The sequence below is a fragment of the Latilactobacillus sp. VITA-14 genome (assembly GCF_046580785.1).
Classification (GTDB): domain Bacteria; phylum Bacillota; class Bacilli; order Lactobacillales; family Lactobacillaceae; genus Latilactobacillus; species Latilactobacillus curvatus.
This window is the reverse complement of the sequence record NZ_JBJKTM010000009.1, coordinates 54,439-72,831: the sequence shown is the minus strand read 5'-3', so window position 1 is coordinate 72,831 and position 18,393 is coordinate 54,439. Positions and strand designations below refer to the sequence as shown.

Here is an 18,393-nt window from a genome sequence, read left to right as displayed (position 1 = left end):
GATAGGCTAGGAGTGGAAGTACAGCGATGTATGGAGCGGACTAGTACTAATCGGTCGAGGACTTAACCAAAGGTGCAATGTTAGGCTTTTGAAATGAAATATTACTTATTATGCAGTTTTGAGAGAACGAAGTTCTTCTCAGTGCGTAAGCACAAAATAGTGTGGTGGCGATAGCAAGAAGGATACACCTGTTCCCATGTCGAACACAGAAGTTAAGCTTCTTAGCGCCGATAGTAGTTGGTGGGAAACTACCTGCGAGGATAGGACGTTGCCGCGCTTTTTTATTCCGGTTTAGCTCAGTTGGTAGAGCGCATGACTGTTAATCATGATGTCGTCAGTTCGAGCCTGACAACCGGAGTCATTGAACGGTTGAGAATTTTCAATCGTTTTTTATTTCGGCCCGTTGGTCAAGTGGTTAAGACACCGCCCTTTCACGGCGGTATCATGGGTTCAAATCCCGTACGGGTCATCAATAATGCCGGCTTAGCTCAGTTGGTAGAGCATCGGTATCGTAAACCGAGGGTCACAGGTTCGACTCCTGCAGCCGGCATCAATAGCATGTTTCTACCAAGTGCTAATCGGGATAATCAGCATTGTACTGACGTTTTATTAGTATAATGCTTTTTAATATTCAATTTGATTGAAAAGCAACCACTAAAATAGCCAGTTACGAAAATCGTAACTGGCTATTACTTATTGTTCATTTGCCCATTGCCATAATAGAATCTGAGTGCGTCCAGTCATTTTTTCATTGGCTAAGATCGTCTGTGCTTCAGCACGATTAACCCACAGGGTACTTAAGGCTTCATCCACTTCAAGTGTACGGTCTGTTTGTTTAGCTTGATCAAGAGTACAGATTGCTAGACTAACGGCGCCATCAGTAAGGCCTGGTGAGGAATAACTTGGCGCAAAGCAATGTTCAACCTCAATAAGAGAGTAACCTGTTTCCTCCATTAACTCACGGGAAATGGCTTGTTTAATCGACTCAGTTGGTTCAACTAAACCGGCGGGATTACCATAGACAAAATCATTAAGGGGCTGTCTAAATTGTTTAGTCAGTAAGACCTGTGAGTGATTTTGATTGTAGCAGAACATTGCAACCGCTGAGGCATTAGCTGGTCGTTTTAAAGTCTCGATGGTTAAGTTAGAGTCACGACTGACAAAATGATAAGGCATTAAATCGCCGTGTTCATTTTGATACATTGCTTCGTAGTAAGTTAGCCAACGATCAGGTCGTAATGGAATAAGAGATGTTAGTGTAAAAGGGTTCATCGGAATCAGCTCGCTTTCTATTAGTTCATTGTACTACTGTTTAAAGGCAACAAACCAGTTTTCTAAGAATATGTTAGGTATCATGAGCATTTTCTCATTTAAGAATAAGCATTAGTCATTTTGAATCATAAAATAACTTATTTTAATGAAAAAATCAGTGCAAACAATGCAGTTAATGTTAAAAAAAGAATTGATTTAAGATTAAAATAAGATTATAATAGCCTTTATAGATTCTAAGCGAATGATAAGAGACTTCTTGTATAGATGAGTCGATTCAATTTAATAACTATCAAATTCTTAGTTTCCGTAATAATAAAGTTTTAAAGTGGGGTATTACAATGGAAGAGAAACAAGAAAAAACATTCTTTGGGCAACCGCATGGGCTATCAACACTGTTCTTCACTGAAATGTGGGAACGGTTTAGCTACTACGGGATGCGTGCAATTCTATTATTCTATATGTATTTTGCTTTAGATAAGGGTGGTCTTGGCTTTGACAAGACGACTGCGATGTCTGTGATGGCAATTTATGGTTCGATGGTTTACCTAGCCAGCGTTGTTGGTGGTTGGTTAAGTGATCGGATCTGGGGGAGCTTCAAAACCGTCTTCATCGGTGGTGTCTTGATTATGTTAGGCCATATTGCCTTAGCAATGCCGATGGGTGCGACAGCTTTATTTATTTCAATTGCTTTGATTGTTGCAGGGACTGGGTTATTAAAACCTAACGTTTCTGAAATGGTTGGTAGTTTGTATAGTGAAAATGATCGTCGCCGTGATGCTGGTTTCAATATGTTCGTCTTCGGGATTAACTTGGGCTCATTTGTCGCTCCAATTCTTGTTGGGGCTGTCGGTCTAAAAATTGATTTTCACTTAGGCTTCTCATTAGCCGCTGTCGGGATGTTCTTTGGTTTAATCCAATACTACCGCGGTCGTTCTCAATTCAGTAAAGAAAATTCAAAACCTAATGATCCAATTGCGCCAGAAGAATTATCAAGCGTTATTCGTAAAATTGTGATTGGTGTCGTGGTCGTCGTTGCCGTAGTATTAGGCATGCAATTTACAGGCAACTTAAACATTGATAACATCGTCTTGATGATTTCAATCATTGCGATTGCATTACCAATTGTGTACTTCTCACGGATGTTGGGCAGCAAGAAAGTGACTAAGAAGGAACGTTCACGCGTTATAGCTTATATTCCACTCTTTATTGCAGCTGCTATCTTCTGGGGAATTGAAGAATCTGGCTCCGTTGTCCTAGCTTTATTTGCAGAAGATCGGACAATTCTAAACATTGGTGGGCATAGCTTAGCTGCATCAAATTTCCAATCATTGAATCCACTATTTATTATGCTTCTAACGCCATTCTTTGTATGGTTATGGAGTGCTTGGAAGAAACAACCATCTGCACCTGGTAAATTTGCTGTTGGTTTAATTTTCGCTGGTTTATCATACATGTTTATGGCACTTCCGGGATTATTACACGGTACCGGTGGCCGAGTTAGCCCATTCTGGTTAATCGGTTCATGGTTCATCGTTGAAATTGCTGAAATGTTAATTTCACCAATTGGGTTGTCAATTACAACAAAATTAGCGCCAAAGGCATTCCAATCACAAATGATGAGTATGTGGTTCTTAGCAGATGCTGCGGGCCAAGCAATTAATTCACAGCTTGTGCGTTTATATTCACCACAAACAGAAATTAGCTATTTCTTAGGGATTGGGATTGTGAGTGCGATCTTCGGGATCGTCTTAATCTTCTTCGTTAAACCAATTCATAAGTTAATGGAAGGCGTTAACTAAATATTAGAAAAAATCTTGATTATTTATGCAATAATCAAGATTTTTTTTGCATTTTGGGGTTGATTTTTCTGTCAGAATTTTGTAAACTAATATAGTTGAATCGATGAGATGAAACGTATGGAGGAGTAGCGAAGTGGCTAAACGCGGCGGACTGTAAATCCGCTCCTTCGGGTTCGGTGGTTCGAATCCACTCTCCTCCACTTGATTGGGCTATGGCCAAGCGGTAAGGCAACAGGTTTTGATCCTGTCATGCGCTGGTTCGAATCCAGCTAGCCCAATACTTTAAAGACATCTTGCTAAGATGTCTTTTTTTGTGTCCTGGATTGACTTCCTCCGCTCGTTCGGTATCCTTGGATAAATAAAAAAAGGGGTGGCAGAATGAAAATTGGATTTATTGGTGTCGGTAACATGGCACAAGCAATGATTAAAGGGTTAGTGAAAGCTGATCAAATCGCAACAGCGGATATTTTAGTGCACGGCGGACATCCGGCGAACTATGCGGATTTTGTAGCTGAACAACGGATTACAGCTGTTGCGGATAACAATTCAGTGGTTGAACAAGCCGATATCGTTTTTTTAGCGGTAAAACCATATATTGTGCCACAGGTTTTAGCAGAAACAAATGCAGCCTTTAAAGCACATCAACCATTGATGGTTTCAATGGCAGCAGGTTTATCACTTGATAAACTAGCAGAACAATCTGCTGCAGATTTACCAATTCTACGCATCATGCCAAATGTCAACGTGGCCAACCGTGCAGGGATTACAGCTGTTGTTGGGAACGAACAAGTCAATGCAGAGCAATTGGGTCGGGTGAAGGATGTCCTTGCACAACTCGGTGGTGTGGTTGAAATCGGCGAAAAAGATTTCACAACTTTCAGTGCGCTTGCCGGTAGTTCACCAGCATTTGTTTACCTATTCATTGATTCAATGGCGCGGGCCGGCGTTAAACACGGTTTAACAAAGAAAGCCGCAACTGAAATTGCAGCCCAAGCCGTTTTAGGGAGTGCCCAAAACGTGCTTATGAGTGATGATTCACCTTGGGACTTAGTGGATCAAGTTTCATCACCAGGTGGCACAACCGTTGCTGGCTTGTTAGCAATGGAAGAAGCCGGCTTAATGACAGCAGTGGTTAAAGGCATCGACGCAACAATTGCCAAGGATTTAGAAAGCCAAAAATAGAGTGCGCTCAAGCATGTAAAAAGCGTAACCTGATACAAATACTGTATTGGGTTACGCTTTTTTATATTATTTTGTAAAGTGGACCATCTCATGACAGAGTTGGTGGGTGAGTAAGCTACTTTCTAGTGGGACAGGATTTGCGCCGTTAGTTTCAAGGGCAGTAATAAACGCATCAATCATTGGCGCAAAGCCCCGCGTTTCAAGCGTAGGCGTCCAGTCAGCTGCAGTTTGAATGCGACTGTCTTCTGCCGCTTGTGTTGTGTAGCGCGTTAGATTATCGACAGTGAATAACCCGTGTGGTGTCTGGAGACTTGCAATTTCTTGATTGGTACCACTTTGCATATTTAAAGTCGCGCTGATTAATTGGCGCGGTGTTTCAATGGTTAATTGTGCGAGTTGTAAATTGCCGTTTGCATCCTGCTGACAGTATGGACGGATTTTGTAATTAGTACCTAGTGAATCAGCCAAGAAAAGCGCCGTATCAATGGTATGAATCATCAGGTCATAAATGGCAAAGGGCGTTGGTTGGCTCGTTGCCACGCGTGTTTTAGTGATGTTAATCAGTTGTTTATCGGGTAAGTGATTTAATTTTTGCAAAAATGGGGCAAAACGGCGGTTGAAGCCGACCGTTAAGAGCCGTTCTTTGCTAGCCGCGAGTTTGTATAATTCGGCGACTTCCAGTGGATTTTCACTTAAGGGTTTATCGACAAAAACGTGTAAACCATGGAGCAGGGCTTGTTTAACATATTGATAGTGGGTTGCAGTTGGGGTGTGAATGAAAACTGCGTCGAGTGGTTGTTCGAGTAATGTGTCAAATGATAGGCAGCCACTTTCTAAATGATATTGCGCTTGAAGCTGCGCTAATTTAGCCGGTTGGCGCGTACATAAGACCCAATCGACCCGGTCTTGCATCTGCGCCATTACAGTTAAATATGCTTTTTGTGCAATGTTTCCTAGTCCAATAATACCGATTTTTAACATCATTAAACTCCTTAATATGAATGGATAAATATAGTATAGCAAATTAACAAGAAAACGGTTCAAAGTTTAGTCGGAATCCCTTGTTTTTTTGGTCTATACCATTTATACTAGAGGTAATTTAAAGATAGAGGTGGATGGATAATGGCAGTAAAAGTATTAAAACATGCGGTAATCTATACAGGTGACGACGTTATCGAAGACGGTTATATTCGTTTCGATGATAAAATTTTGGCAGTGGGCCCCATGTTCGACTACAAGGCACAAGCTGGCGAAGAAATTCAAGATGTTAAAGGCAAGACAATCATTCCTGGCTTTATTGACGTTCACTGTCACGGTGGTTATGGTTTTGATGCAATGGACGGCGATGCTGACCAAATCGACGAAATGGCAACTAAGATGATGCAAAATGAAGGGGTCACAACCCTTTTTGCAACAACGATGACGCAATCAAACGAAAACATTGCTAATGCTATGCGCGGTGTTAAAGCAGCGGCTGAAAAGAACCCATTAATTCAAGGTGTTCATTTGGAAGGCCCATTCATCGCACCAATCTTCAAGGGTGCTCAACCAGAACAATTCATCAAAGATCCAGACGTTGATTTATTGGACGAATGGAATAAGTTATCAGGTAACCGTGTCCGTTTAATTACTTATGCACCAGAAGATCCTGGTTCAAAAGCATTCGAAGACTACTGCTTAGCACACAACATCGTGCCTTCAGTTGGTCATAGTAATGCAACGCGTGAACAAATGCTTGAAAGTAAAGCAACGCACGTTACCCATTTATACAATGCCCAACGTGAATTCAAGCACCGCGAACCTGGCGTTACAGGTCACGCAATGTTAGAAGACAACATGTACGCTGAATTAATCGCTGATGGTTTCCATATCGTGCCTGACATGATTAAATTAGCTTACGAACAAAAAGGTGCAGAACGCATCGACCTTGTGACTGATTCAATGCGGGCTAAAGGGATTGCTGAAGGCGAAAGCGAATTAGGCGGCCAAAAAGTCATTGTTAAAGACAAACAAGCTCGCTTAGAAGATGGCACTTTAGCCGGATCAGTGTTAACATATATCGATGCCTTCAAGAACATCCAAACATTCACAGGTTGTGAAACGTTTGAAGCCGTTATGATGTCAAGTGTCAACCAAGCCGAAGAATTTGGCTTAACACAAAAAGGTAAATTAGAAGAAGGTCGGGATGCTGATTTCAACATCTTAGATCATCAACAAAACTTAGTCGCAACTTACAGCTTTGGGAACGGCTATCAACATTAATATTTAGGAGTGTGTCCCATGGAATCACCTGTTTATATTCAAATTCATAATCAACTCAAAAAGGATATTGAAGCCGGCAAGTGGTCGATTGGAGATCGAATTCCTTCAGAACGGGAGCTTGCTTTAAATTTCGAAGTGTCGCGAATGACGTTACGACAAGCCGTACAAACATTAGTTGACGAAGGGATTTTGGAACGGCGGATTGGGGCTGGGACATATGTCGCTAACCAAAAGGTGCAAGAAAAAATGTCCGGCGTCACTAGTTTTACCGATCTAATGACTGCCCAAGGTAAGCAGCCATCTAGTAAAACCATTTCGTTCCACATTGCCAACCCATCACTTAGCGAAGCTGAAAAGCTCCAGTTAAAAGATGGCGAGCAGGTGCTCCGCATGGAACGGATTCGCTATGCCGACAATGTGCCCATCTGTTTTGAAGTGGCAACCGTGCCACAAAGCTTAGTTGCCGATTTCAGTAAAGCTGAAATCACGTCTTCCTTCTATAAAGCATTAGCCGAAAAAGGGGGCTACGAAATGGGCGGTGCACAACAAACCGTCTCAGCCCAACTCGCCTCAGAACGAATTGCCGAATATCTCGACATTAAGCGTAATGGCCCAATCTTGAAATTACGACAAGTTTCCTTCTTATCAAACGGCGAACCTTTCGAATATGTCCGCACCCAATATGTGGGCGAACGATTTGAATTTTATTTGGAAAGATAATGGAAAAGTGCTCATTCTGAAACCTATCTATGTAAAGATTGGTGGAGGGGTGGGTATTTTTTGTGGAAAATATAGATAGTGTAATTAGAAAATTGTAATTAAAAAGAAATGTTAATAGACCTTTATATTTGCTATTATAATGTGTGGTTAACTAGTTAGAAATTTAAGAGGAGAACATGATGAAGAAAATTTTACAGAAAACTGTTTTAGTTAGTGCAGTTGGTTTTGCAACTTTATCTGTGCAAAAAGTGATGGCGACAGATAATAGTCAAGTAAGTTCAAATAGCAGCTCTATTTCGACTAGTAAAGAAAGTTCGTCCAATAATAGTGTAATATCTGATAGTCAGTCGAAAGAAAAAAAAGAAAACAGTAGCGAGTCTCAATCAGTTCTTGAAGATAGCGCTACTTTGAAACAGAATACTGAAATTGGTCCAGGTTACTATGCAACTAAGAAGCTGACGACGCGTTCGCTTTTTACCAGAACTGATATACAAGGGTTTATTAATAATATTCGGGCAGGCGCAATTGCCGGATGGAATAAATATGGTGTCTTACCTTCTGTTTCGGGAGCGCAAGCAATTCTTGAGAGTAGTTGGGGGCAATCATTGTTAGCAACAGATGCTAACAATTTATTTGGGATTAAAGGCGAGTATAACGGTCAGTTTTCAATCATGCCAACCCAAGAATTTGTTAACGGGCAATACATAACCGTTAATGCGAAATTTAGAAAATATCCAAGTTGGAATGAAAGCATTGAAGATCATGGGGATTTTTTAGCGTCTAATTCGCGATATAATAATTTACTTCATGTAACTGATTATAAAAAGGTGACTCGTCTTTTACAAAGCGATGGCTACGCGACCGCACCGACATATGCAACTAGTTTAAATCGAATTATTGAACAATATCATTTGTATGATTGGGATAATTCAGTAATTGATGTGAACTCGGCGGACTTAAATGCGGCAAGTGTTGAAGGAAATAAAATTCATATTAAGGGATGGCATGTTAACTCTAAAGCAGCAAATCAACAAAATAGTTTTTTATTCTTGTTAGACGCTAATACAAAAGCGGAAGTAAAACGTTATCGAATTCAAAGAAAAGATCGACAAGATGTTAAAAATACATTTCCCAATGTGACAACTGCATTAAATTCAGGGTTTGACGAGGAAATACCAGTTACTGATGATATGTATGGTCGGAAATTCGTTGTGATGTCTCGCTATTCTGGTGATGTTAACGGTAATTCAAATAACACTGATTATTTATTTAATAATGTTATTAGTTTTCCGGATTCAACGGCTTCACATTTAGATACTTTTAAAATTACTAATAATAAAATTGAAATTACAGGTTGGCACGCCTCGACGGCGTCGAGAACTGCGCAAAGTAGTTACTTGATTTTGATGAATGCATCAAATGGTCAAGAATATAAACGATATAAAATTACACGAAACGCGCGTCCAGATGTTCAAGCAGCCGTACCATACATCTATAATTCATTAAATAGTGGCTTTAAGTTGGAAATTCCAATTACAAGTGATATGCATGGTAAAACTTTCAAGGTTATTTCAAGATATGCTAGTCAAGATAACGAGCAAGGTAGTCTAAGTGATGCCAACTTTGATCAAACGATTGGCTTGAATGAAAATATTTCAAGCATCAATGATGGTTGGATGGACGCTCACATGCTGCATGTCAGAGGGTGGCATGCCATTGATGATATTGCTAATAAGCCATATCATACGTTGATTTTTATGGACGCTAATACCAATTCAGAATTATCTCGGACGACGGTCACTAATACGCAACAACCAGATGTACAACAGGCTTATCCTAATGTTGCTAATTCATTAAATAGCGGCTTTAGTGCTGATATTAATTTAACCGCTAAAATGAAGGGGAAAAAGATTTACGTTCTTAGTCGTTACTCTAAAACTGCAAATCCTAATCAAGACTTTATTGATTCACGATTGAGTCGAGATATTTCAACATTTTCAACAAATGAAAATGCTGAAAATGTGGGAAACATAGACGAATTGATTAGTAATGGTGCCACATTGAAAGCAAGAGGTTGGCATGCTGCTAATGCTACAAAAGGAAAGCAATACCATTTCTTGATTCTAATGGATCGAAACTCAAATCAAGAAATTAAACGTGTTAAAGTAACAAATGAAAAGCGAACCGACGTTCGCGCAGCAGTACCCTATTTATATAATTCCTTAAATAGTGGATTTAATACTGATATTCCAATTACTAATGATTTAAAAGGTAGATATATTTATGTTATTAGTCGGTATACTAGTGATTCTGCAGGAAACAAGGATGCCGTTGATTATTTAGGTAATAGAACGGCACTCATAAAATAAGTACTGTAGGAAATAGTGTTGATAATTAAATTATAGGAAGCTCAATTCATTAATGAATTGAGCTTTTTTATTTAGTAAAAAAGTACTATATATAGTTTTTTTGAATAAGATAAAGTTCAATGATTAAAATGTGATAAACTTAAGACTGAATGTTTAAATTTGGAGGGGGTTATATGATTCAAAGGAGTAAGCTAAAGGAATTTTTACATAATTATGGTTATTTAATTGTGTTTGTCGGTATATTGTTATTATTTAATGGAATAATTCAGTTAAACGGTAATGGACTTACACCTAATGAGGGGGGCGATGATAACTTTTTTAGAACTGTAGCTAATCAACAAGGCGTATTGCAGTTTGTTCACAGTCGTTATGAAACTTGGTCATCAAGAGTATTAATAGAGGGAACGTTATTCTTTTTTGTCACTCATACAGTTTTATGGCGTATTGTTAATTCGTTAGCAATTTTGATCATTATTTATGTTCCATACAGATCAATACTTAGAAATGATAACAAGGAACAAAATAGAAGATTGTTTCTATTGGCGGCCGGTGTTGTGGTGATGGGACCACTTGAACTGTTGTATAATACTGGTTGGATTGCGACTACTTTAAATTATTTATGGCCATTAGCGGCTATGGGTGTGACTTTAATTCCGATAATTGATAAGTATCAAGGACATTGCAGAAAACCTGTATTAGTTATCTTAGGAATTTTGCTAGCGTTATATGCTACTAATCAAGAGCAAGTTTGCGGTATGTTGATATTAATTTCTTCAGGACTCTTGATACATCAGCTGATTAATAAAAATTTAGACTGGTATACAGGATACTTATGGTTCTTAAGTTTGGCATCATTTATTTTTATAATGACTGCGCCGGGTAACATAGCCCGTAAAGAATCGGAAACTGCACATTGGTTTAGTGACTTTAATTCCTTAACCATTTTTAGAAAAGTAGAATTGGGATTTTCGGCGACTGCAAAGTCGTTCTTTTTAGAACCAAACATACTGTTAATTTTAACTACGATTTTACTAATTGTTATCACCATTAATAAAGAACAATTTATACCTGCAGCTGCAGCTGGAGTTGTCTTGTTGTTTAATTTAATGGTATTAAAACCTAGTGTTGCATTTGTTAAATTTCTGAAGTCATTCGGACAATATGGATCTAATTTTCAGCTTAGAGTAATAGGAACTTGGGTACCAGATGGTATTTTAATATTGTTGGTGGGGCTACTTTGCTTTTCAATGTATAAAGCATTAGACCAGTCGGAGTATAAAATATTGGCAATTATAGTAATGTTATTAGGAAGTATTTCCAGATTAGTAATGGGATTTACACCAACAATTTGGGTTTCAGGAATCAGAACATTTAGTTTTTTATATATGTCCATGATCATTGTTGCAATAATGTTAATTAAAGTTCTTTTGAGAATGAATTGGAAACAATCTAAATTGATAATAATGGGAATTGCCGCTACCGCTGTAGCGATGATTCTATTAAACTTTATAGCAGTTGTTTAGTGGAAAAATAAAGGAGTAGAGTATTGAGAATAGTAGATAGATTACGTAGAACAGATAATTACAAAAAAGTTATTATTATATTTTTTATAGGGTTGTTAATTTATAATTTATTAATTCCTAAGCCTGTAGGTGATGACACGAAGATGTTTTTAAAGGCAATTTCAGGGGGGGAATTTAAAAATAGGTTATTTCCATATTTAGCATACAGATATAATAACTGGAGTTCGAGAGTAGTTATAGAAATGTGGATTACGTTTGCAGTACAACATTTTGTATTATGGAAAATTCTTAATAGTTTTGTTATGACAGGACTTGTATATATATTAAATGTTTACTTTAACAAAAAAAGATCGATTAACGTTCTATTAATAACGGTTGTTTCAGTAATTGCAATGCCCAATAGATTTGTTTTTGAACCCGGATGGGTGGCTGATACAGGTAATTATTTATGGCCAATTACCTTTGCCTTATTTGCCTTTTTCCCGTTTTATCAGAAATTAACGAAGCAAAAGATAAATCCGTATAGCTATGTACTCAGTTTATTGGCGTTAATATTCGCAAGTAACCAAGAACAAGTTGGTATATGTGTTTTCGCATTAATGATTTTAATTATAGGATACTTAGTGGTTAATGGTGAAAAAGTATGGATATTAATGCCTAGTTGGATAATTAATATTTGTTTGCTGTTAGTAACAGTATTGTCACCCGGAAATAAAGTGAGATACAATATTGAATTGCATAGATTTCCAGAGTATGGACAAATTGGATTATTAAAGAAATTAGAAGTGGGATTCTCTTCTAGTGGAAGTGAGTTATTTTTAAACTTTAATATAATTGTCTGGTTGTTTTTTGTTGTGATGGTATTGCTAGCAAGATATAAAATAAAAGATAGAATGCTTAAAATGATTACTTACATGCCATTCATAACTAGTTCTATTTTTTATGTATTTAGTATGCATCGCGACAGCCATGGATGGACGGATAATATTGTAAATAATTTCTTTATTCAATTTACTAGTCTGGGAACTAAGCTTAGTATAAGTAATACGATAACGTGGGCACCAGATTTTTTAATACTTATTCTAATTATTTCATTGGTAGTTGGATTATGGAATTTAATTGATGATAAGAGAAAGGCTATATTTGCCATTGTTATTTCTGCTATGGGATTTCTATCCAAGTTTGTTATGGCTTTTTCACCGACCGTATGGGCTTCGGGAATACGAGTCGATATGATTTTATATTTTTCAGTAGTAATTGTTTTATTAATGTTGCTGAAAGAATATGAAACGGATAACAAAAAAGGGCTTGATTTGATTGTTAATTTTATGGTTCCCGCTGGTATTATTATAAATATCATTTATATAACGGCAATGCCATGGTAACAGTAATTAAACAACTTTTAAATGTTAGTTAGTAGTTAATATTATATGAAAAAGGCTTAGTTTGAAGTGAACCCCCGATATTGGACCAAAATCCAATATCGGGGGTTTTTATATTGACCAAATATTCTAAAACATTAAAAATAAAAGTTGTTCAGGATTATCTAACGTCACCCTTAGGTTATAAATTAATAGCGAGAAAATATGGTATTAAGAGTAACTCACTAGTTGTCTCGTGGGTTCAACGTTATAAGGCCTTTGGCCCAAAAGGACTGGATGTCCTATCACCCGAAAAAACATTTGATGGCTCATTTAAGATGAATGTTTTAAAATGGATGAAAACGAATAAGGCTTCTTATCCGAAAACCGCACTTCATTTTAATATCTCAAACGTCGGGACCATCTGGCAATGGCAACATATTTGGGAGACTGAGGGTGCTGATGCCTTATATCGTTCCAAAGGACGGCAAACAATTATGTCAGCTGATAAACAATCAAAAAAACGGCAACAAACAGAGTTAGAACGTCTTAAAGAAGAAAATGAATTACTACAAATCGAGAATGAATACCTAAAAAAATTAAGAGCCTTAGTCCAGGAAGAAGAAAACAACAAGCGCAAGTCATCCAAGAGCTAAGGCTTAAACACAAACTAGTAAAAATTCTAAAAATAGTTGGTATGGCCAAAAGTACGTATAATACATTACTAGTCATGAACCGAACGGTTCATATGACCAATCTGTTAAACAAACCATCCAAATAATCAAGAAGAATCATCCAGCGTACGGTTATCGTCGTGTAACTGGTGAATTACATCGTATGAATATCTTAGTAAATCATAAAAAAGTACTTGTCTTAATGCGAGAACTGCAATTACTATCAACTGCATTTAACAAACGTACTCGTAAATATAATTCATATAGAGGCAATGTTGGCACCGTTGCTAAGAACTTAATCAACCGTCGTTTCTTCACTGATCGTCCTTATCAAAAACTAGTAACAGACGTTACTGAAGTTCGCTGGGGAACCAAGACAATTGATGAACGCGCCTATTTCACATGTATTTATGATTTATTCTCAGGTGAAATTCTCAGCCATCAAGTTAGTAAACACTCTACTGTTGAATTTACTACAACTGTTTTGAATCGAGCAGTTAAGAAAATCTCTAAGAATTTAAAATACCGGACAACAGTACACTCAGATCAAGGATTTCAATACCAGCATCAAGATTGGACTCATATCTTGAAAGAACATCGCATTTTTCAAAGTATGTCTCGCAAAGCAACATGTTTAGATAATGCAGCAATGGAGAGCTTTTTCCATATTATGAAAGCCGAAGCTTTCTACCAGAAAGAAACCGATACTTATGAAACGCTAGTTTCACAAATATCGGTTTGGATTGATGATTATAATTTTTCAAGAATTAAAACAAAACTGGGTTGTAAAAGTCCGATTGAATATCGAATTTTTACAACCCAAAAAGCTGCTTAAAGTTTCGTCCAATATTTGGGGTTCACTTCAGTTCCTAAATTAATAGGATAAGCCTTTTTTATAGCAAGTTTTTAGTGGCAATGTTGTTATACGGCACTGTATAAAATAAAGATTTTAAATTGATTGAACATGAAAAGTCCCAGCGTAATTGTCATGGATAATTACGCTGGGGCTACATAAAAAATAAACAAACTAAATATGTTGTAGCTATTTAATCTTTTAAAAATTTATTTGCCGATTGGACAAATCCAACAGCACTCAAGAAACAAATAAACGGTATATATTGGAACAAGTATTTGGTACCACCAGATTCAAAAATTAATAAAAATAGTAACCCACCGAATAGCGTTAATGAAACGACTGAAAATTGCCAAGTTGGTGTTTTTAGGAGACCACAGAGCATAAAAAATAGCGTAAATAACCAAATTATTTGGATTATAAAATTAAAATTTGGTCTGAAAATACCGTGATCACTGTATATTTGCTGTATCTTATAGACTAATGTGTTATTTTTATCGTATTTAAATTTTGTCCACAAACCATCACGGTGATAACCAATTACGCCTGTATCTGTAATGTTGCTATACTTTTGAAGATAAAATTTAATTGTTTTTGAAAATCCCCGTTGTTTTGTACGTTCAGAAAAGGCATTTAAATCAACATTAATCATAGCGGACTTACTTTTTTGCTGTAATGTTAAATCAACATCTGCTTGGTTCCAAGTACCGTGAAGTGAATCCTTTATATCAGGGTTACCATAACTACCTAATAGTATAAAATGGGTTAGTGGAATTTCTTTAGATTGATCAATCCTAATAATATTTTGATTAGATATAAAAATGTTAAAAGTGAATAAAACTGTAATCATGGAAATCAAAAAGGAGGGGATACCCCAAAAAATGAATTGTTTAACTTTAGGTTGCTTAAGATTTACTAATATAAACATAAAAATTGCAATGCCAAAAATGATAGCGCTAGGTCTTATAAGATAACAAATTGAAAAAAAGATTCCAGATAATAAGAGATAGAGACTTATGTGAGTCCGAGTGGAGGATTGAAAGCCTATGAGTAAAAATAAAATTGAAATAAGCATAGGTAGAATACAATAGGTATCAGTATATGGAACTAGAAACAAAGGTTGAACGCCTGAATAGAACATAAATAAACTAGCTGCAAAGTAGCCAGTTGTAGTTGATTCAAATAGTTTTGTACCAACAATCTTGGTTAGTAAAGTGGAAGCCATTATAAAGAGGATATTAATAAATTGAAAAGTTTTGATATCTGTCCCAAATAGTTGACCAATGAAAAAGTTGAGAAAATAAATAAACCGATTATTTTTGTTTGAAGATAGGTAATTTGACATATTAGCAGCTTTAGGATGATCGATTCCTGATAAAAGGCCACCAGCATCAAAATTAGGAGAAGCCTTCAGATAGTGAAGTAAGAACAGTTGATATAAAAACACAGAGAGGAAGAGAATCCAAAAAATGTAAGATTCTTGCTTATGAAGTCCAATTAATATTGATTTTAGATATTTTTTTTTGACGAAGAGAATAGAAATAAAGAGTACGATAAGAAAATAAAATAAAAACTTAATAAATAGATTTGTTAGCTTATCTATCGATAAAATGTCAGATTGTAAAGAAAAAAATAATGATATACCAATTAAGATGACAAGAATGGTGTTGATAAGTTTGTAAAATATACGGTTAAACTTTGTATAAGACATTTTGGCTCCTTTTTATTGCTATAGTATTGAATTAGTATAACATTATTCTAAGATTCTTTTTTTATTAATTAGTAATACAGAAACTTACCTCACAAAGGTGTATTCGTAAAAATGGGGTATAAGAAAGGATTTGGACAGGAAGAGGTCTTTTAATTTAAAAGTAATTCTAGTATTATTAAAAAGAAGTGGCCTTATTTGAGCTATATTGATATTTATTCAATATTAAAACAAGTTAGCACTTTTAATAAATACATATCCTAATGGGGGAAAGAACTAGATAATTAGTTAGAAGGTGTCTTTTTTTAGATACGAAGACTTGAATGAGGAGAATTTGAATGAAATTAATTAATCGAATTGCAATTGCCATAATCATCTTATTGCAAGTATCTTTCTTCTCGATTATTGAAACCACACCGAGAATGTTTTTGCTAAACTCAACTGTTTATAAGACGTTAACAATATTTTTGGTGATGTGTTTATTGATCTTTAATATTATCTTTAATTTTGATAGATTAAATAAGCCGAGAAGATATCATTTTATATTGTTTGTGGTTATCTCAATAATGGCATATTTACTTGTCTTGTGGGGGTCGCAGTGTGCGTATCAACAAAGTGTATTGGTCACTTTAAAAAATAGTTATGTTTATTTTATGTTTGTTTTATATTTGGTATTGGTTCTTTTCTTTAATGATGAACGAGAAACTAACTTTTTGTTGCAAGTTGTTAAGTATGTGGGAGGCATTTATTCAGTAGTACTTATTGTACAAGCAGTCCTTTTCAACCGTGGAATTACATTCTTAGATTTTGGATCATATGGATTGAACCCAATTTATGATAGTTTTGGACCAATATTCCACTTCATTAGAATTGCAAACGCTGCTGATTTTATTTCTTTTGCAATGCTAGTTACAGGTGTTGATGTGCTAATTCATAAAGAGAAAAAAAGAATGTTAATCGGCATTGGGCTATTATTGATTGACTATTTATACATTGTATTTGTTTCAGGAACTCGAATGTATATGATTGCAGATATGCTAATTATCATGGCGATAGTTGTCATTGTCGCGGTAAAAAAATATAAAGGATTAATATTTGGGTTACTGACAGTTATGACGGTTGGTGGATTTATGGGAATTCCGTTAGTAATCAATTCATTTATTGGTGGAAAGCGAAAATTAAGTTTTGATATGAGACTTGGTGAAATACAGTATTATGCAGATAAAATTTTTCATAACGGCTGGTTCGGAATAGGTTTTCCAGATTCAAAAAGATATGATCAATTGTTGCACGGCCCGGCAAATAGTCATATTCTGATGGCAAATGCGAACTATTTTCTTGAAGATATCGGAATTTTAGGGATAGTTGTTGTTTTCGGAGTTTTAGGGTTAATAGGCTTGATTTATTTTGGTTACTTATTAGTAACTGCGTTTATCCAAGCACAAGGTCGGTATAAGCAGGCAATTTTGCTAATTATTTTGTACTTAGTATCAACTGCTGCAACATTATCATTATTGGATCCACAAAGAATATTCTATTTATTCTTTATTGTCTACTTAATTGAATACCTAACAAACCACGCGCCATCAAAAGATTTGGAGGAAATATAATGAATTTATCAGTACATTCACATAGTGTAAAAGGATTATTAAAGGGAATGCTAAACTCATGGCGATTATTTGTTGCGACATTTGTTGTCTTGACACTTATTCTCGAAGCGGGAACATATGTCTACTCTCGTAGAGGGGTTGCTACAAACACTTATAGTGCGACTTCTAAAGTATTATTGACACCGAATAATAAGAAAACACTTGATGGTGGTAGCTTACAATTGTATTTAAATACTGAAAAGGCAATGATTGGATCAGAATCTTTTGCGAACTATGTTTCAAAACAAGTGACTGCAAAAGAAAAATTTTCTAAGTCTGAAGTTACTAATTACCAAATTGAAAGTGAAAATGGCACTTCAATTTTGAGTATTACAGCAACAGCTAATTCTGCTCAAAAAGCAAAACAGATTAGTAATTTTGTTTTAGAAGTGGTAGCCAATGCTTCAAGTGAGCAGTTACAAGGTGGTAATGCTACCGTGGTTGAAACAGCTGAAACAGCTAAGGTATTAGGTGGACAAAGTAATCGTAAGTTGTACGTTGTTGCCGGGTTAATGGCAGTAATCTTAAGTTTCATGGTTCTCTTTATTCGGGTATATTTCGATAATCGAATTTATGATTTTGAGATCGTTAAGATTGCCTTTCCAACAGCTGTTTTTTATGAACCAGCAGATGAAAATGAGTTTAAAAAGAATATTGCACGAATTTTTAAGGGGATAAAACAAAATGAAAACACGGTAAAAACAGATATTACAATCTTTGATGGTTTTTCAAAAATTATGGGACTGTTAAATGTGGAGGGCACTACTAATGTTTATAGTAATCAAAAATTAGCAATGCCAGAAGGCATGACTCAAATGAGTTTAGATAGCTTATATGAACAGCACGATGCAAACTTGAATGTCATTGATGCAACTGAGAAAGTGGCAATGGGTTTAAGTGAAACTCAAATTTTAGTATTTAATGAAAATGATTGTACTAAGAAGCAAGTATTGAAAGTGCTGCAAGAACTTAAGCAAATTTCCAATCTCAAACTAGTTGTTATTGGTTTAAAGTGAGGCCT

General features: G+C 36.0%; 12 protein-coding genes, 5 tRNA genes, 1 rRNA gene and 1 pseudogene. 16 read left to right on the top strand and 3 right to left on the bottom strand.

Annotation, left to right across the window (positions count from 1 at the left end; genetic code table 11):
* Nucleotides 1–160 precede the first annotated feature (160 nt).
* The 4 genes from rrf (at nt 161) to ACF1X7_RS05510 (ending at nt 550) form a co-directional block, all read left to right on the top strand.
* Nucleotides 161–277 (top strand): 5S ribosomal RNA (gene rrf / locus ACF1X7_RS05525).
* Between the two features lie 8 nt (nt 278–285).
* Nucleotides 286–358: transfer RNA gene (locus ACF1X7_RS05520), tRNA-Asn, on the top strand.
* Nucleotides 359–397: 39 nt separating this feature from the next.
* A tRNA-Glu gene (locus tag ACF1X7_RS05515) sits at nt 398–469 on the top strand.
* An 8-nt stretch (nt 470–477) separates the two neighbouring features.
* Nucleotides 478–550: transfer RNA gene (locus tag ACF1X7_RS05510), tRNA-Thr, on the top strand.
* A gap of 143 nt (nt 551–693) precedes the next feature.
* Here ACF1X7_RS05510 and ACF1X7_RS05505 read toward each other — a convergent pair.
* Nucleotides 694–1,272, bottom strand: a complete 579-nt coding sequence (locus tag ACF1X7_RS05505; RefSeq protein WP_232505319.1) for an NUDIX hydrolase — start codon at nt 1,270–1,272, stop codon at nt 694–696.
* 332 nt (nt 1,273–1,604) lie between these two features.
* On the opposite strand from ACF1X7_RS05505, the gene ACF1X7_RS05500 reads away from it, so the two are divergent.
* The 4 genes from ACF1X7_RS05500 to proC all read left to right on the top strand — a co-directional run bounded on the left by ACF1X7_RS05500 (nt 1,605) and on the right by proC (nt 4,253).
* A complete protein-coding gene (locus ACF1X7_RS05500; RefSeq protein ID WP_411162518.1) occupies nt 1,605–3,071 on the top strand; it encodes a peptide MFS transporter in 1,467 nt (488 codons plus the stop codon).
* A 119-nt stretch (nt 3,072–3,190) separates the two neighbouring features.
* Nucleotides 3,191–3,271, top strand: a tRNA-Tyr gene (locus ACF1X7_RS05495).
* A gap of 6 nt (nt 3,272–3,277) precedes the next feature.
* Nucleotides 3,278–3,349, top strand: a tRNA-Gln gene (locus ACF1X7_RS05490).
* A 100-nt stretch (nt 3,350–3,449) separates the two neighbouring features.
* The gene (proC, locus tag ACF1X7_RS05485) at nt 3,450–4,253 is read left to right on the top strand and encodes a pyrroline-5-carboxylate reductase (protein ID WP_039099507.1); all 804 of its coding nucleotides are present in this window, start codon (nt 3,450–3,452) and stop codon (nt 4,251–4,253) included.
* Between the two features lie 66 nt (nt 4,254–4,319).
* On the opposite strand, the gene ACF1X7_RS05480 is transcribed toward proC, so the two are convergent.
* On the bottom strand, nt 4,320–5,234 hold the full coding sequence (locus tag ACF1X7_RS05480) for a Gfo/Idh/MocA family protein (RefSeq protein ID WP_069467925.1): 915 nt from the start codon (nt 5,232–5,234) through the stop codon (nt 4,320–4,322).
* A gap of 141 nt (nt 5,235–5,375) precedes the next feature.
* Between ACF1X7_RS05480 and nagA the strand changes: the two genes are divergently transcribed.
* From nagA to ACF1X7_RS05450, 6 genes and pseudogenes are all read left to right on the top strand, one after another.
* Nucleotides 5,376–6,515 (top strand): N-acetylglucosamine-6-phosphate deacetylase, encoded by a 1,140-nt coding sequence (gene nagA / locus ACF1X7_RS05475; RefSeq protein WP_035187159.1) that lies wholly within the window; start codon nt 5,376–5,378, stop codon nt 6,513–6,515.
* An 18-nt stretch (nt 6,516–6,533) separates the two neighbouring features.
* Complete coding sequence (locus tag ACF1X7_RS05470; RefSeq protein WP_039099505.1) at nt 6,534–7,235, top strand: GntR family transcriptional regulator; 702 nt, start codon at nt 6,534–6,536, stop codon at nt 7,233–7,235.
* Nucleotides 7,236–7,414: 179 nt separating this feature from the next.
* Entirely contained in the window at nt 7,415–9,604 is a 2,190-nt protein-coding gene (locus ACF1X7_RS05465; protein WP_411162516.1) for a glycoside hydrolase family 73 protein, read from the top strand.
* A gap of 173 nt (nt 9,605–9,777) precedes the next feature.
* The gene (locus ACF1X7_RS05460; protein ID WP_411162515.1) at nt 9,778–11,127 is read left to right on the top strand and encodes a DUF6056 family protein; all 1,350 of its coding nucleotides are present in this window, start codon (nt 9,778–9,780) and stop codon (nt 11,125–11,127) included.
* Between the two features lie 23 nt (nt 11,128–11,150).
* On the top strand, nt 11,151–12,512 hold the full coding sequence (locus tag ACF1X7_RS05455; protein WP_411162514.1) for a DUF6056 family protein: 1,362 nt from the start codon (nt 11,151–11,153) through the stop codon (nt 12,510–12,512).
* A 113-nt stretch (nt 12,513–12,625) separates the two neighbouring features.
* Nucleotides 12,626–13,997: pseudogene (locus ACF1X7_RS05450) on the top strand (IS3 family transposase).
* Nucleotides 13,998–14,208: 211 nt separating this feature from the next.
* Here ACF1X7_RS05450 and ACF1X7_RS05445 read toward each other — a convergent pair.
* Nucleotides 14,209–15,462 carry a hypothetical protein gene (locus tag ACF1X7_RS05445; RefSeq protein WP_411162513.1) on the bottom strand — a complete coding sequence of 418 codons (1,254 nt, stop codon included), beginning with the start codon at nt 15,460–15,462 and terminating at the stop codon, nt 14,209–14,211.
* Nucleotides 15,463–16,061: 599 nt separating this feature from the next.
* Here ACF1X7_RS05445 and ACF1X7_RS05440 point away from each other — a divergent pair.
* Together ACF1X7_RS05440 and ACF1X7_RS05435 are read left to right on the top strand one after the other, a co-directional pair.
* Nucleotides 16,062–17,333, top strand: coding sequence for a hypothetical protein (locus tag ACF1X7_RS05440; RefSeq protein WP_411162512.1), 1,272 nt, complete (start codon nt 16,062–16,064; stop codon nt 17,331–17,333).
* Nucleotides 17,333–18,388 (top strand): hypothetical protein, encoded by a 1,056-nt coding sequence (locus ACF1X7_RS05435; RefSeq protein ID WP_411162511.1) that lies wholly within the window; start codon nt 17,333–17,335, stop codon nt 18,386–18,388. The genes ACF1X7_RS05440 and ACF1X7_RS05435 overlap by 1 nt, the downstream gene beginning before the upstream one ends.
* The last annotated feature ends 5 nt before the right edge of the window (nt 18,389–18,393 follow it).